Source organism: Paenibacillus sp. FSL E2-0201 (assembly GCF_037963325.1).
Lineage (GTDB): Bacteria > Bacillota > Bacilli > Paenibacillales > Paenibacillaceae > Paenibacillus_AQ.
The window spans coordinates 3,285,426-3,300,607 of sequence record NZ_CP150154.1 but is presented as its reverse complement, the minus strand read 5'-3'; the positions used below and the strand labels follow the sequence as shown (position 1 = coordinate 3,300,607).

Sequence of the window (15,182 nt, the reverse complement as noted above, 5' to 3'; positions counted from 1 at the left end):
GATAGTTGGTCGAGACAACCTTTACCTACGCTGGTATACATATAATCCGATCCTTTTACAAATATTAATAGACCTATAAAGACGATAAATGGAGCTCTTTCAATGAAGAATGGATGTGTTAAATCAGATGTCTTTACTCCTAGGGTCACATGTATCCATGTCTGGGCCAAAGATGCTCCTTCGAGCTAGTGAAGAGGCAGCATCTTATGGAGCGAACACTTTCCTAATTTATACCGGTGCCCCTCATAATACACGTCGCAAACCCATTGATGCTTTGAATATTGAAGCTGGACAAGCTCACATGAAAGTTAACGGCATTTCTAATATTGTTGTGCATGCTCCGTTGATTATTAATTTAGGAAATACGTTATCTGCACAGGTCTTTGAGCACAGTATTGCGTTTCTTCAATCAGAAATTATAAGAACCGAAGCTTTAGGCTCTACACAGATTGTCCTCCATCCCGGTTCCCATGTTGGTGCTGGCCCACAGGCCGGAATCTCCCGGATCGTTGAAGGCTTGAACGAAGTACTGTCAGATAAACGGAATGTTCAGGTTTCATTAGAAACCATGGCGGGAAAAGGCAGTGAGTGTGGTGTCTCTTTTGAGGAACTTGCGGCTATTATTGATGGAGTGACGTACAATGAGCGGTTGTCGATTTGTTTGGATACATGCCATATTCATGATGCTGGTTATAATGTAAGAGAAGATTTTGATGGCATATTGGATCAATTCGATCGCGTAATTGGAATAGAGCGCCTAAAGGTCATTCACATAAATGATTCAAAGAATATCATGGGCTCACGAAAAGACCGGCACGAAAATATCGGACATGGATATATTGGCCTTCAGGCACTGCGATATGTAGTCCACCATCCTCAACTATCGACCATTCCCAAACTCCTAGAGACCCCCTCCATCGGTGAAAAAAAATATGTCAATGCACCTTATAAGCATGAGATATCCTTATTAAGAGGAGAAACTGATGATCCTATAAAAAAATAAAAACCGCAAAAAAATGCGGCCTCTATCAATATAATCAATTATTCTTTAGTAGGATTTTTCGGAGCAGATGCGGTTTCATTCGCTTGGATCTTTTTTAGAGCATTTTTCTTCGCGGTTAACTCTTTTGACAGATCAGATTGCAAACGATTTAAGGTCTTCACCTCATCATTTAGCTTTTTGATACGGGTCATTTTACTACTTAAATCCGTGTGCGACTTGCTAAATTTCATATCCTGTTCTAATTGATTAATTTTGAATTTGGATTTTTCTTTTTTGTTCTGCGTGTTCTTGATTTTGTTTTCAAGCTCCGTAATTTCTTGTTGAAATTTATTGATCATTGGTTTAGTAAAATTAATTGCCATTCTTACACCTCATATCATATTGTGTTGCTGAGAGATTATTCTACTATAAAAAGACCAAAAAAGCACACTCATATGAGTATGCTTTACAGGTTCGTACCTTTTAAAAATAATCAGAGAAATAAGGATGCTCTGGTCTAATCAATCCTTCAAGTAAAAGAATCGTGGCTTCATTCGTCTGAATACGGCCGATTCGAGCCAAGTAGGTTGGCCGCTTATAGCCCATTAACATCGTAGTTAAGGTAGGAATATCAATCGTAAGTGAAGGATTTACGCCCCCTTGTTGTAAGGTCCCCTTCCCTTCTTTATCTACGGTTAACGTAAAGGTACCTCGGTTCCATTCCAGCATTGGATCGCTCAAGTTAAAAATAAGCGTACAATCCTTATCCTGACGTTTAAACGGATACTGATCAATAAATAATTGAACATCCACAATCCGAGCCATAAAATATGGAGCTATCGTTTCCTTGATGTCCCCATCATCTAATATAAATGACAACGGTTCCCCTTTATAAATATCCCCTTTGACCAGCTTAATCATTGAAAAATGCGCACTTATAAAATTCCATAACCCCGTTCGAGCTTCTTCGTTAATGTATACCATTTCTTTAATATAGAAGATCTCCTCGGCAATCCAATATAACAAATATCCCATGGGTAAATCATCGTGATTATAATAAATCCCCACTGTCATATCATCTAAATCCCACCGCAAATATTCTTCCCACGCTAACTCATTACGAATCATCGCGCCATGATGCTGCACTGCAAACTGATCATAGATCACTTTGATGTCCGGATGTTCAATGTTTACTCGTTCTACGTTTCCTGGAACATTTCTTTGTTTGGGAAGCTGGGTATCCGGTACTTCAAATGATATTTTGTCGGTGATGATTTCCCAGCCTTTTCTTCTATAATAAGGGATTGAATACGGATAAAGATAAGATATCGATTGTTTACGATCCCGCATTTTAGTTAAAGCGTGAAGCATCAGTTTATTCATTAAACCCAAATTGGCGTATTCGGGATAGGTTCCAACACCCGTTAGTCCACCCATCTCATAAATATGACCAAAAATATTAACCTGAAATGGGTATACAGCTAATTGAGAGATGAGCTTGTCTCCATCAAACCAACCTACAACATCTGCGTACTTAAGAACTGGCAACTTGGCCTGAGTGATTTCACGATTCTCCCAGCCAAAGATCTGCAGATCGCGGTTGGTCACTTGAAATACATAACGTAGTAGATTATTAAATTGCTCTGCGTGCTTAGTTTCGACATTGGCTAATCTGATTCGATCCTGTAACTTACTGCGACTCACTGTTATTACCTCCGATAAATGGTCCACTTTTTCAGCTTAGAATACTAGCTTGTTCACATTGACTCAACGCATAGTATTCTTTATATACGTTGAATCAATGCATAAGGTGTCCATTATCTTGAGATTTCTTTATCTTTACCCAGTGAGTTTCTTTGCAATCTAGGGATTAACGCATATGCAAATGTGATAAATGGACTTAGCCATAAGAAGGTCGCATAAGGTGCATATTCTATAACGGGTACACCCAGAGTCACCGCGAAGAAGGCCCCGCTAACGCCCCATGGAATCAATGGATTAACTAGCGTACCGCAATCTTCTAATGTACGGGATAATGTCTTCGCTGGAATGCCTCGTCGATTATATTCATCTTTGAACATTTGCCCTGGCAAAAGGATCGACAAATACTGTTCGCCAGTCATACCATTTACAGCAATGGATGAAGCACCGCTCATCAGAACGATACTACTCTTACGCTTGAGTGGTTGAATGAGTTTACGGAAAAAGGCCTCGATGACGCCACAATGCTGAATCAAACCACCTAAAGATAATGCAATTAAGATTAAAGATACCGACCACATCATCGATTGCATCCCGCCGCGATTCACGATAGAAGCAACCATTTCATTCGCGATATTACTGTTATATCCGCTCTGCATTACACTAAACCAGACATCGATTTCTGTCTGCTGTTGAATCAAAGCCGTCACAAGGAGACCACTGATAATACCGACAATTAGCGTAGGCAGGATCGGAATCCGCTTGATCGAGCAAGCAATGACAGCTAGCGGAGATAGCAGCGTTAACCAGTGAATATGAAATCCATCTTGTAAGGCAAGCTTAATATCTTTAATCGAGGATAAGTCGATCGAATTTCCCTTTGGTGCAAACAAGAAAAAGACAGTGGTGATCACAAGCGCTGGGAATGTAGTGTAAACCATATTGCGAATATGTGTGAATATGGGGATACCAGCCACTGCAGGTGCAAAATTCGTCGTATCGGACAGCGGCGACATTTTATCACCAAAGCAAGCCCCACTGATAATCGCTCCAGCAGCCAGCGTTGGGGAAATCCCCGTAGTTAAAGCAATTCCCATTAAAGCAACGCCGATCGTGCTTACTGTTGTGAATGAGCTCCCAGTGAACATCGAGACGATGATCGTGACATATAGTGCGCTCACCGCAAAATAATTCGGATTAATATAATCCATACCATAATATAATAGCGACGGCACCGTACCGCTCATCATCCATACCGCGATCAGAATTCCGATCAGCATGAGGATTAGAATCGGCATGATGGCCGTTTGTATCCCTTGAATAATGGCAGATTCGATCTTTTTCCAAGAGAAACCAAACATCCCTAGTAAGGCGGCCGTGCCTATTGTTGTTACGAGAAGCGGTATATGCGGCTCCGCTTTCAATAGAAAGATGGATACAAACAGAAGTGCTAGAATAAAAATGATAATGATGAAACTCTTTGTAAAACTAAGCTGACGTTCCATGACGATAATGCTCCTTAACATTGTATTAGGTATACTTTTCAAAGACTGTATTTGCTTCCGCACTTTTAAGCTTTTTTGCTTTTAGGCATTGAAGCGCAGAGGTAATCTTAACGAAAAGACTGAGAACAGTCAATGTAAAGAACATACATTGAAGAAATTTCCATTCTTTAAATAAAAACAGAGGGGGAAATCCCCCTCTGTTTGCTTAGCTGGTTCATCACTTATTCTAATATTTCGTCTTACTTTGAATACAACTCTACGGCCTGTGTATCCATAATTGGATTTGTATATTTCTCTAACATTATCGTTAAAGGCTGAGGATAGTTTTTTGCTTCCGCGCCAAAATTATATCCAAACTCGTTTACGGCTGACCCATCCTTAGAAGTCGTATAGCTGCTGAAGCTGCTTTTGGAAGGTGTATTACTGTCTCTATTATGCACCTTCCCTTTTGCATCAGTAAATGTCTCAGCAAGTCTAGTAGAGCGTTCTAAGTATTGAGCATCCTTAATATTGCGCCTTAGGAAAATTTCTCCTTCCTCTACGTTATCATCTAGAGTTGGGGTGACTAACTCAAGTCCACTTCCCGGCGCTTCTATAAGCTGATACTTGTTAAGATCGACGACAATTTTCATCTGATCTTTTTCAACGGCCGAAATTCCGAATGCTTTCAACGTCACAGAATCCGGCTGCTGGCTGCCCTTACTATTCTTGAACACTAACGTGAACTTGGAGTTGTCCGAGTAGACTTCGGAATTGTCAGAATTGATGATATTGGGGTAATACAACTTCTCAACTGTGTCCCCTTTTTTACTAATCAGTACTGGATTAATTAATTGAAAAATTTGTTTATCATTGTTTTGATCATACTCCAGATCTACATAAGTGCTAAGCGGAGTATATTGAACTTGATTCACTTTAATCTTTTGTCCATCTATGGTCAGTGTTCCGTCTGTATCCAGCATACGTTCCTGTGTTTTGAGCATGTCAGGATCAAGCTCGAAAGCAACATCAAGGCTTGTTCGGTACTTATTGCTGCTGGATAGGAGCGCTTTATCTGAAGTTTCAGTAAGAATAATATTATAGTTTACTTTCTTTGGATATTGAATCGTTGGCGAAAGATTGGTGGAGTATATAAAATCCATCGACTGCCCGGGTTGAATTCGGCTCTCGCTAGCTAGCATACTTAATGATGCGCCTTTGTGAAGAGGCGACTCCTTTATTCCTTCAAATTGAAGCTCAAAATCCGCGTGTATAACTACTTCGTCCGTATTGTTCTGAACACTGTATAAAACATAAACCTTCCGTCCATCCGTAACGGCACCTGTCACATCTATCCGGTATCCCTTGTTTTCCGCACTTTGACCGACCGGCACAACAAGATTCTGCTCAAGGGCACTGGCTAATGCAGGCTCTAACCTTGAGAACGAGCGATATGCTTTGAAATTATCCGTATTTTTAATGCTGACTGATTGTACAGAAGATTGTGCTATCCCTTTATTCGGTAATCCTATCGTATTGTATGTAACCATTAACGCAACCGCTGCAGCTGCTGCCACGCCCATACCGGTAGTATAGATACGTCGCTTTTCCCGGTTCTTCCCCTCTACAATTCCTCTTTTCATAGCGTTGTAGATATTCATTTCTTGCATTGTTTCAACGTTCTGATGAACCTCATCGATGTTCTTGCGTAGAATACGTTCTTCTTGATCTGTCATTCCATTCACCTCCAATATCGCTATAGATAACTTCGAAGCTGTTTAAGCCCTTCGCGCAGCCAAGTCTTAATAGTACCTTCTGGTCTTTTTAGAACTTTTGCAATTTCGATAGTGGTCATATCATGGTAGTATTTAAGCGTTACGACATGCCGATACCTAGGCTTTATCCGATTCATCGCACGCTCCAGATCAATTCGATCGTTGCTCTTCATTTCCCGCGCCGCTTCCTCCACCATTTTTTCCGTAGGTACCACACGTTTTTTGCGCCTTAACTCATCCATGCAGCAATTAATCGTTATTCGAATCAGCCAGGGTGTGAAGGACTGTTCGTCCTTTAGTTTTTTACGTTTCATCCATGCCCTGCATGACGCTTCTTGGATCACTTCCAGCGTGTCTGCTTCTGTTCTCAGATAACTGTAGGCAATGGCGTACATTTTTCGATGCTCCACATACAAACGACTAAAAAAAGCTTCTTCATCCATCTGAGCAAAATCTACCATTCTTACCTCATCCATTGTATTTTCCACCTTCTACCACCCCCTCTGTCTTCGATCAGGAAAATGCATCCATCTCATATATCTATAAGTAAGACGGAGTTGAACGTAAAATCGATTGATTTTTTTCAAATTCATTTCATATGTTGTAAAATAGTATCGTTAAGTACATCCTTTAGAGCATTTTGTGAAAAGAGGTGGATCGGTGCTAAAAGCTGACAGACAGGCGTACATCCTAAAGAAAGTTGAGACCGAAGGCCGTGTTGTTGTTCAAGAATTAACACAGGAATTAAATGTAACCGAAGATACCATTCGAAAAGACTTACAAAGCCTATCGAAGCTGGGACTTCTCAAACGTATCCATGGCGGAGCCCATAGTCTTATCAGTGACATGAAAGATTTCAATTCTCGCGTAGAATTTAATAGTCAGACCAAAGCTGACCTAGCTAAACGCGCTTGCACACTTATTGAGAATGCAAAAGTTATCTTTATTGACGGCGGCTCGACAAATTTAAAAGTGGCTGAGAACATCCCTGAGCATTTTGATGGAAGAATAATTACCAATTCTCCCGCTATCGCGTTATCACTATGCCGATTGTCTAAAGCTAGTATAACCTTGTTGGGTGGCGACCTTGATAAAAAGAACCAAGTGTTATTCGGAGCTTCAACACTTAGAGCAATACAACAAATCCATTTGGATCTAACTATCCTTGGTGTATCCACACTGGATTCTAAGGTCGGCATAACTGTTCCCTCTTATGAAGAATCCATAATTAAGAATCAGCTTTTTGAGCAATCTTCCATGGTTATTGCCATAGCTACCAAAGAGAAGCTGGAGAAAATATCTACTTTTTTTGTAGCCAAGGTATCTGCGTTAGACTATTTAATCACTGAAAATACTGTAGACAATAAGATTATTAATACGTATAACAAACTTGGTGTTAACGTGGTTACAGTATAGATCACTTCTTTTAATGTACAAAAAAAGATGAACACCGCCTGAAGCTTGTGCTCATCTTTCGTTTAAAAAGTTCTCGATAGCCTTATAGGAATCATGATTATGTTGTTTACTATTAATCGTTTTGGAAGTTATCTCAATGAAATGGGTGTTTGGGATATAATCAGAAAGCAATCGTCCATAGGCGTATGGATGAATGGGGTCATGTTGACTAGCAAGGATCAATGTGGGCATCTTTAAGTTTTTCCAAGCCTCACGATCATCATTAGGACAATCCTGGGGCAGCTTCACAAACTTCATCGAGGTTTCTTATACATAAGGATATTTAAACTGCCCTAAGAGAGACTCTCCCGCATATGACGATACTGAATTTATGGATGTATAGACCTCTGAATTTTCGTATCTATTTTGGGCGGTCAGGGGATCTGTATCCTGCAGTACATCATGAATTTTAGCAAAAGCTTCACGAACCCATTTCTCTTGCGGTTTATCCTCCCATGCTGGACGAGACACAATAAGCTTACTAACGCTAGCCGGATACCTCAATGCCAAATGAAGAGACACCCCAGCACCTGTTGAAATCCCTCCAATATTAAATAATTTAAGATGAAGGTGTTCCGTTAAAGCTATCACATCCTCGGCGAATTGTTTAAAAGAAAAATCATCCGCATGACCAAACGACACCGTCTTTCCATGCCCTCGAAAATCTAGTGAGATCCTTCTTATGTTATCGGATTGCTTCATTACACCGAAGGTTTGATTGACGTCCCCGCCCAGACCATGAAGGAATATAAAAGGCTCTCCATCCCCTTCATCATCTTCATAATAAAAACGAATATGATCATAGGTAAAGTAAGGCATATTTTCCCCTCCTTTATAAATGACCCAAAACGTCTCTTAGGTAAATTGTATTTCCAGTCTTAACCGATTCTTCTACAGCGAGCATCGCTCTCATGGTAGCCATCCCATCTTCAATCGTTGCACCTACACCAGTATTGTTGTGCAGTACAGAATCTGCGAAACCCTCAATCTGTAATCTATAAACATGGCCATCTGCTCCAAGCGGTCTGTGGTAGCTGTTGTCACTAGCTTTGAAAATTTCTACATCGCTTGATTTTAATGTCCAGGGGTTGTAAGTCTTCCCTACTACCGTTCCGAATTCACCGTATATCTGGAATCCTTCATGCCAATCCATCCGAACCGCAATGGTCAGATCCAATTGGGCTACAAAGCCGTTTTCGAACTCCGCAGTAATAAACCAGCAATAGGCACCGAACTTTTGCGTATTCCACGCCTTAACACTTACAATATTTCCTCCCAGAAATCTTGCAGTATCGAGCAAATGACTTCCATGACCTAACATATAATAGCGTTCCTTATTCGCTTTTGGATCTCCAGCAGGTCTCTTAATATTTTTGCCGGATATAATTACTGGTTGAACATTCTCGGTGACGGTATATCGATAAGTCGAATCACAATACCAAGCTTTTAGACCTATTATCTCTCCCATTTCCTGATCCACGAATTCTTTGGCTGCTATTATACCAGGGTCATATCTCTTCATATTACCCACTTGCACTTTGAGATCGGTACGATCCACAAGCTCTTGTAGTTCTTCCACTTCTTCGATAGTTACACCTATAGGCTTTTCTACCAATACATGTTTACCCGCACGCACGGCTTTTTTTGCAGCTTCCACGTGAAATTGATCCGCAATACCTATAACTACAGCATCGACATTCGGGTCTGACAGCATTTGATCATACTCCGTATACACTTTATCAGGTTCATAGATCGCATTCATTCTTTGGAGCAAGAATTCATCCACATCACAGATCGCATAAAGGTTAGCATTTCGTGATCTTCTAATCGAATCAAAGTGTGCCGCCTGAGAGATTTGACCGCAGCCCAACACCCCGATGTTTAACAATTTACTTTCCTTGACCATATTCTTGTCCTCCTAATCTAGTTCAGGTAATTTATAGCGTACGTTACATCAGCTTCATCTAATCCATGCATAATAATAGGACCGTCATAATTTTTACATAATTCATTTAGGTATTGCTTTAAAGGCAAATTCCCTTTACCCACAGGTTGAAAAATAATCTTCTCTTCGGTTACAAAAGCATCCTTGCAATGTGCAATGGCAATATAATCTTTCAACGCGGTTAGTGTTTTTGTGATTTTTCCAATAAGGTCTTTATGATCCTGCGGGGTCACAAGATTTGCTGCATCGTACAGAACCTTAAGGTGAGGGGAATCCATCTCTCTCAGTAGTCTTAAAGCATCCTCTGCCGTACTTACCACATTCGCTTGTTCAGGTTCAAATACTAAAGTCACTTGATTTGTTTCTGCAATTTCCAGCATCCATGCCAGACTATGCTGCAATAGTGACCATGCCCTATCTGTATGATTGTCAGGATGAGGACTCCAAAAATCTTCTTGATTCAAACTGCCCGTAGAAATAGAAACATAAGGGACAGCTAATGCAGCAGCAGCCTTAACTACATTCTCAAAACAAAGCTGATTCTCAACTATCTTCTCCTCATTTAGCTCCAGCGTATTAAATGTCCCTGAGATCACAGCAATGTTAACCCCGCTGTTTATCGTTGCTTCTTTGATTTGATCGATGGTATTCTGACTTATTTCTATAGGTAAGCTCTCCAACCCCACATTAGCAAAATTGAATTGAACGGCACTCATACCTTGCGATTTGATTTTGTGTAAAGCGATCTCCATTTCATATTCAAAATATACCTTCGAGAAAATTCCTAGCTTCATAAGAAACACCTCCGTATCTATCTTCAATCATACGCTTAAATTCAATTACAAACAATAAATTTCAATTAATAATTGAAAGGATAACTATTAGATCCATATAAAAAAAAGTGCTGGCAATCCTGCCAACACTTCATAAACAATTATCGATTTCGATTAATCATATAATTCAATAAATGCTTTAGAAAAGCAATATTACGGGGTATTTCTCTTAACGCCTCCATGGCGAGACAGTAGTGCTCCCACATCTCTTTTCGCGCATCATCTGCACCAAGGATAGCTACAAACGTTGAATTGTTATTCTCCACATCCTGACCAATAGGCTTACCTAGTAAATGATGATCCCCTTCCAAATCGAGCAAATCATCTTTAATCTGAAAGGCAATTCCTGCATGGTAGGCAAATTTTTTCAAAGCCAGAATTTCTGACTCGTTAACCTTAGCGAGAATAGCTGGCATTACTAGCGAAGCTTCAAATGCAATCCCCGTCTTGTAAAAACAAATCATATTTAATTGCTCTAACGTCAACGCCTTACCCTTAGAGTTCAAATCCATCGCCTGACCCATACAGGTATCTTCTGCCTTTTGGGCTGAATATTGCATTAAGGCAAGCACAGCTTTTGCATCAAAGGAATGAAGTGACGCTTGTTCCTCGATTGACTTCTGAATCAGAAACAGTCCGGTTAGTTCCGCCGTGGCGCTATTATACACTTCGTGCAGAGTCGCACGGCCTCTCCGGGTTGAGGCATTATCCTGCGAGGGAAGATCATCGAAGATTAGAGAAGCAGTATGCATATACTCCAACGATCTCAGAAGCGGTACAATGTCCGTTTCATCTAGACCATATTCGTTAACACCCATAACCCATGTTAATATAGGCCTTATCCGCTTTCCGTCCCCTTCAAGGCTATAATTAGCTGCATCTATCAGCATCTCTTTCATGACTGGCGTCTCGGCTGGCTTGGCTATCAGCAATTGTTTGTTGATTTGATCGCGGACCTTTTGAATCGTATCTCTAAATTCCGATTTTTCCCTTTTGCTGTTTTTCAGATTCAAAAGCAACTGATCCCGAAGCAGCTTATCGAAAAAATCCACATCATCCGCTTTCTGCACCATCTGCTGCACAACATGATTAAATTCCGGTTGTCCGGAAGCAAAGATCTCCATGATCTCTTTATATTTTTCAATCCCCACACGTGCTTTACAACGCTTGAGTCCATTGATGGCTCGATCTAATATCACCTCACGGGTTTTAGTATCGGAGCGATACACGGTGTGTATTAAATGGGAAATGACCGTCCAGTATAATTCAAAAGGGTTGATCAGATCGGTACGCTGACCACGGTATTGCAAATAATAGGTATATGGCGTTACAGCGCCCGCTTCCAAATCGTCAAACATATCCGCAAAATCATCAGCTAACTGATTGTATAGTCCATAGAAGAAGGTACGTTGATCGAATCCGTCATCCGTGGGAGCACTAATTACGGATCGGACTATTAAACGGGAAGATGAGGATTTTAAAATGATAGGTATAAAAAGCTCTTCATTACTGTATTCCATGTTAGCTAGATCCTTCATTCGATCTAACTCCTGGGAATGAAAAAACACAAAGGATTGCTCGAAAAATGCATCCTGCATGTCTTCCCGCTGATACCTCTTAATATACTCAAAAGCCTCCTTAAGCTCCGAATGTACAAATCGAATGAACGGCATGTTCTCCCCTGACCACTCTCCGATCTCCGGCACAATTCTATCAAGAATCGCAGTACGTATCATCTGAGAGTACTGTTCTTTCTCTTGTTCGGTTAAGACGCTAGAATCAAGGAGATCGTCAATGAATGGATAAGTAAGTCCATATGAATAACCAAGCCTAATCGCTTCATCAATTCTTTTGCTACGATTCACTGGCGTTACTTCATCGTCCATCTCTTCCATCACATGGAGAATCACCCCAATAATGATCTTGATCAATTTACGCTGCGCTTGCTCGGGATTCATTTCCTTCGGAAGATGGTCTGACACCTGTTTAAGTTTGTCTATCACCCAAATCGTGGCGGTTTCAACGCTTTCCTTCTGAGCCCAACGATAAATCCCAGTGAAACTCATAAAATCTGACTGATCTTCCGCCTTTGTCGAGCCTGGATGAATCATCTGATTTCTAATGTCGGCAACCATACGTTTAATTCTAATCTGTGTCTTAGGTGAATCCAACGCTTGCCCCAGATCTCTCATATAAAGATAGGAAACGCTTCGATCCAAATAATCATCCAATTTACCGGTTTGATTCAGCCATCCTAGATATCTATGATAATCCTGAGAATCCGGTTTCCTTCTCCCTCTCGATAAAAAGGACAACCATGAACGGCGATGAATGTGATTCTTCTTCCACAACCGAAAATCTTCAGTTAAGGTAGACACGTAAGTTTTTTCTTTGAACTGTTCCCGAAGAGCTGCAAAATACTGAGCCGCTTTCTGCTCAGCGATCGGATATCCTGTATCGTCGCTATCTGTAAATTTTTCATTCATAGGTGATGACCTCAACTTCTCTTTTTGTTAACATGACCCATTAGGAAAGAACAGAATTTCTTCCTGAATGAAATGTTCATCAGTTAATACGGTCAAAACGCTTTTGGGTTACGAAAAAGAAGCCTGACGAATCAAGCTTCTTATAATCACTATACACAAATTATTCTATTTTGATTTATCTGCATTATGCTCCTTTACTTGGATCTCCATGCTTAGGGTCGACCCTAATTCTTTTTGAATATATGCTAGACCTGTGATCTCCTCAATATGATATACGCCGCCTGGAAATGGTGAATCATAAAGGAGCTTTGATACTGCTGCTGTCACTTTTGCTGTGACGACGGATTGATTCTTTCCTTGCAATATTAAATCAGCACGCGTGGGCTTCCCCTCTCGATTTCTTCCTCGAGCCTCAACCTTGATAGCGAACTGGTCACTCCCTAAATGCAGCCGCTCCATAGCACGAACAATCCCTCTGTTCACCCAGCCTATCTTCAACAATCGAACGATTCCTGTTTTTTTGGCTATGGCCAATATTTTAGTTACAAAGACTGAATCCAGACAAAACCGTGTGGAAATAGTCGATGCTTTGAGCGTTCGGGCAAGCGTCTGTTGATCTGAAAAGGGGAAACGATAAGCATTGCGACTCCCTAAATCGTCACCAAAGTGATACAGCTTTCTATCGGTGAAGCTGTCCACCTCTACCTGTCGATTCTTTTGCTTGATTTCAAACTTTTCTCCTAAACTATTCACTGTCCATTCGATCGCTGCTTTCCCATGAGAATCACCAAGTCCGAGCATTATCGCTATTTCGATTTCTTCCGTCTGTTCTAGCTGTCTTTCTGCTTCACTAGCCATTAGATTCGTTATACCGGGTGCAAGCCCTACACTAAGAACGGCTTTAGACCCGTGTCGTGCTGCCTCTTCACTATACGCCTCCATTTGAGATAAAAACGGACCGCTCGCTGATACATCCACATAATGCGTACCACTGTGAAAGCAGGCTTTTACAAAATCCATACGGGTTTGATCCAAACACATGATGACTAGCTTCACTTGTTTAAGTAAATGTGAAGGTACAGGCTTACTGATATCCAACTGTAACGGCTTGACTTTGCCGTGTGTAGATTGACTGAACCGCTCTGCTTTTTCAAGATTTCTCCCTGCTGCAAATACTTTACCTGGATACTTCTTCTCTAATATTTCACATATAGTACGCCCTACATGTCCATAACCACCAACAACAACAATATCTTCTTTTTCCTGCATTTTTATCACCGCATCCTATATAATAGAGTTGATTAAGAATCATTCTCAATTATACGGATTTCACTTCCGTTCACTATCCCACAAATGTGGGGGTTCGTTATAATCCATTAAGGACTAGAGGGCTACTCAATGAATACCAATAAACAATTCATTCAAATAAAGAAACAAATCAATAAGCTAGGTATGGTTACTGATTCATCTCACAATTACCGTACTTCCTTGCTCACCCTCTTACGTGAAGCTGTTCCCTTTGATGCTGCCTGCTGTACTCATGTGGATCCACAGACATTGCTTTCTACCGGTGCAGTTACTGAAGATAATGTAGAGCGAATTCATCCCTACTTATTCCAGATCGAATACGGGGAGGATGATGTTAACAGCTATGAGCAAATGGTCCATAACAAACGCCTCGTTGCTACAATATACGAAGCAACCGAGCAGCAACCAGAGAGGAGTGCCCGATATCGAAAGGTTTTGACTCCAGCAGGTTTTGGGGATGAACTTAGGGCAGTGCTTATTCTAGGAGAATCTTGTTGGGGCTATTTGACGCTGTATAGAAATGCGGATCAATCGGAATTCTTACAAGAGGAATGTGATTGGATCACCTCGCTCATCCCTCTGATTGCAGCCAGAATGCGTGCGTTCAGTCTTGAGCTTCCAGAGAGAGAGGAGACTTGGGATGATGATCTTTATGGTTCCGGTATTGCAGTTCTATCTGATCATTTGGATCTTCTGTCTTCCAATCCCGCAGCAGATCGCTGGTTAGACAAGCTTAGATCATTGGAAATAATCGATGCACATGTCTTACCACGGCCAATCCGTGCAGTAAGCACGCAAGCGTTCAACAGCCCCTCCGAATCTGCCGGAATTGCTAAGGTATGCATTCGTATGAATGAGGGGCCTTATTTAGTCGTCCGAGCAAGTCGTCTTCGCTCTTCTGACAGCCAGATTCAGGTAGCTATTTCTTTCGAGCCCGCACGTCCAGCGGACATGCTTCCCATCATTGCTGAAGCGTATGGTTTAACAGAACGTGAACAGCAGATATTACACGGTGTAATTCGAGGATTATCCACTAAAGAGTTGGCTTCTTCTCTACATATTTCTGCTTACACCGTTCAGGATCATTTAAAGTCCATTTTTAGTAAGTCAGGTGTAAGCAGTCGCAGAGAGCTTATTTGGTATTTACATTCACGCTACAACATTATAGAGATATAAGCTGAACGCGATCCCTTACTTAACAATAATAAAAACA

General features: G+C 41.0%; 13 protein-coding genes. 3 read left to right on the top strand and 10 right to left on the bottom strand.

The window, feature by feature from the left end:
* Positions 1-127 precede the first annotated feature (127 nt).
* Entirely contained in the window at positions 128-1,003 is an 876-nt protein-coding gene (locus tag NSU15_RS14815) for a deoxyribonuclease IV (RefSeq protein ID WP_076118651.1), read from the top strand.
* A gap of 38 nt (positions 1,004-1,041) precedes the next feature.
* On the opposite strand, the gene NSU15_RS14810 is transcribed toward NSU15_RS14815, so the two are convergent.
* From NSU15_RS14810 to NSU15_RS14790, 5 genes are all read right to left on the bottom strand, one after another.
* Positions 1,042-1,365 (bottom strand): hypothetical protein, encoded by a 324-nt coding sequence (locus NSU15_RS14810; RefSeq protein WP_076118584.1) that lies wholly within the window; start codon positions 1,363-1,365, stop codon positions 1,042-1,044.
* A gap of 100 nt (positions 1,366-1,465) precedes the next feature.
* Positions 1,466-2,686 carry a GNAT family N-acetyltransferase gene (locus NSU15_RS14805; RefSeq protein ID WP_042127623.1) on the bottom strand — a complete coding sequence of 407 codons (1,221 nt, stop codon included), beginning with the start codon at positions 2,684-2,686 and terminating at the stop codon, positions 1,466-1,468.
* Positions 2,687-2,799: 113 nt separating this feature from the next.
* Positions 2,800-4,188 carry a Na+/H+ antiporter NhaC gene (gene nhaC / locus NSU15_RS14800; RefSeq protein ID WP_339291352.1) on the bottom strand — a complete coding sequence of 463 codons (1,389 nt, stop codon included), beginning with the start codon at positions 4,186-4,188 and terminating at the stop codon, positions 2,800-2,802.
* Positions 4,189-4,427: 239 nt separating this feature from the next.
* Entirely contained in the window at positions 4,428-5,903 is a 1,476-nt protein-coding gene (locus NSU15_RS14795; protein ID WP_076118579.1) for a DUF4179 domain-containing protein, read from the bottom strand.
* A 20-nt stretch (positions 5,904-5,923) separates the two neighbouring features.
* Entirely contained in the window at positions 5,924-6,418 is a 495-nt protein-coding gene (locus tag NSU15_RS14790) for a sigma-70 family RNA polymerase sigma factor (RefSeq protein ID WP_042132176.1), read from the bottom strand.
* Between the two features lie 184 nt (positions 6,419-6,602).
* On the opposite strand from NSU15_RS14790, the gene NSU15_RS14785 reads away from it, so the two are divergent.
* The gene (locus NSU15_RS14785) at positions 6,603-7,358 is read left to right on the top strand and encodes a DeoR/GlpR family DNA-binding transcription regulator (protein ID WP_076118577.1); all 756 of its coding nucleotides are present in this window, start codon (positions 6,603-6,605) and stop codon (positions 7,356-7,358) included.
* Between the two features lie 306 nt (positions 7,359-7,664).
* On the opposite strand, the gene NSU15_RS14780 is transcribed toward NSU15_RS14785, so the two are convergent.
* From NSU15_RS14780 to NSU15_RS14760, 5 genes are all read right to left on the bottom strand, one after another.
* Positions 7,665-8,216 carry an alpha/beta hydrolase gene (locus NSU15_RS14780; RefSeq protein ID WP_339291102.1) on the bottom strand — a complete coding sequence of 184 codons (552 nt, stop codon included), beginning with the start codon at positions 8,214-8,216 and terminating at the stop codon, positions 7,665-7,667.
* Positions 8,217-8,229: 13 nt separating this feature from the next.
* Positions 8,230-9,303 (bottom strand): Gfo/Idh/MocA family oxidoreductase, encoded by a 1,074-nt coding sequence (locus tag NSU15_RS14775; RefSeq protein WP_339291101.1) that lies wholly within the window; start codon positions 9,301-9,303, stop codon positions 8,230-8,232.
* 17 nt (positions 9,304-9,320) lie between these two features.
* The gene (locus tag NSU15_RS14770) at positions 9,321-10,136 is read right to left on the bottom strand and encodes a sugar phosphate isomerase/epimerase family protein (protein WP_339291100.1); all 816 of its coding nucleotides are present in this window, start codon (positions 10,134-10,136) and stop codon (positions 9,321-9,323) included.
* A 140-nt stretch (positions 10,137-10,276) separates the two neighbouring features.
* On the bottom strand, positions 10,277-12,661 hold the full coding sequence (locus NSU15_RS14765; protein ID WP_339291099.1) for a polyprenyl synthetase family protein: 2,385 nt from the start codon (positions 12,659-12,661) through the stop codon (positions 10,277-10,279).
* A gap of 165 nt (positions 12,662-12,826) precedes the next feature.
* Complete coding sequence (locus NSU15_RS14760; RefSeq protein ID WP_339291097.1) at positions 12,827-13,930, bottom strand: saccharopine dehydrogenase NADP-binding domain-containing protein; 1,104 nt, start codon at positions 13,928-13,930, stop codon at positions 12,827-12,829.
* A gap of 129 nt (positions 13,931-14,059) precedes the next feature.
* Here NSU15_RS14760 and NSU15_RS14755 point away from each other — a divergent pair, with 129 nt between their 5' ends.
* On the top strand, positions 14,060-15,145 hold the full coding sequence (locus NSU15_RS14755; RefSeq protein WP_339291096.1) for a helix-turn-helix transcriptional regulator: 1,086 nt from the start codon (positions 14,060-14,062) through the stop codon (positions 15,143-15,145).
* Positions 15,146-15,182 lie beyond the last annotated feature (37 nt).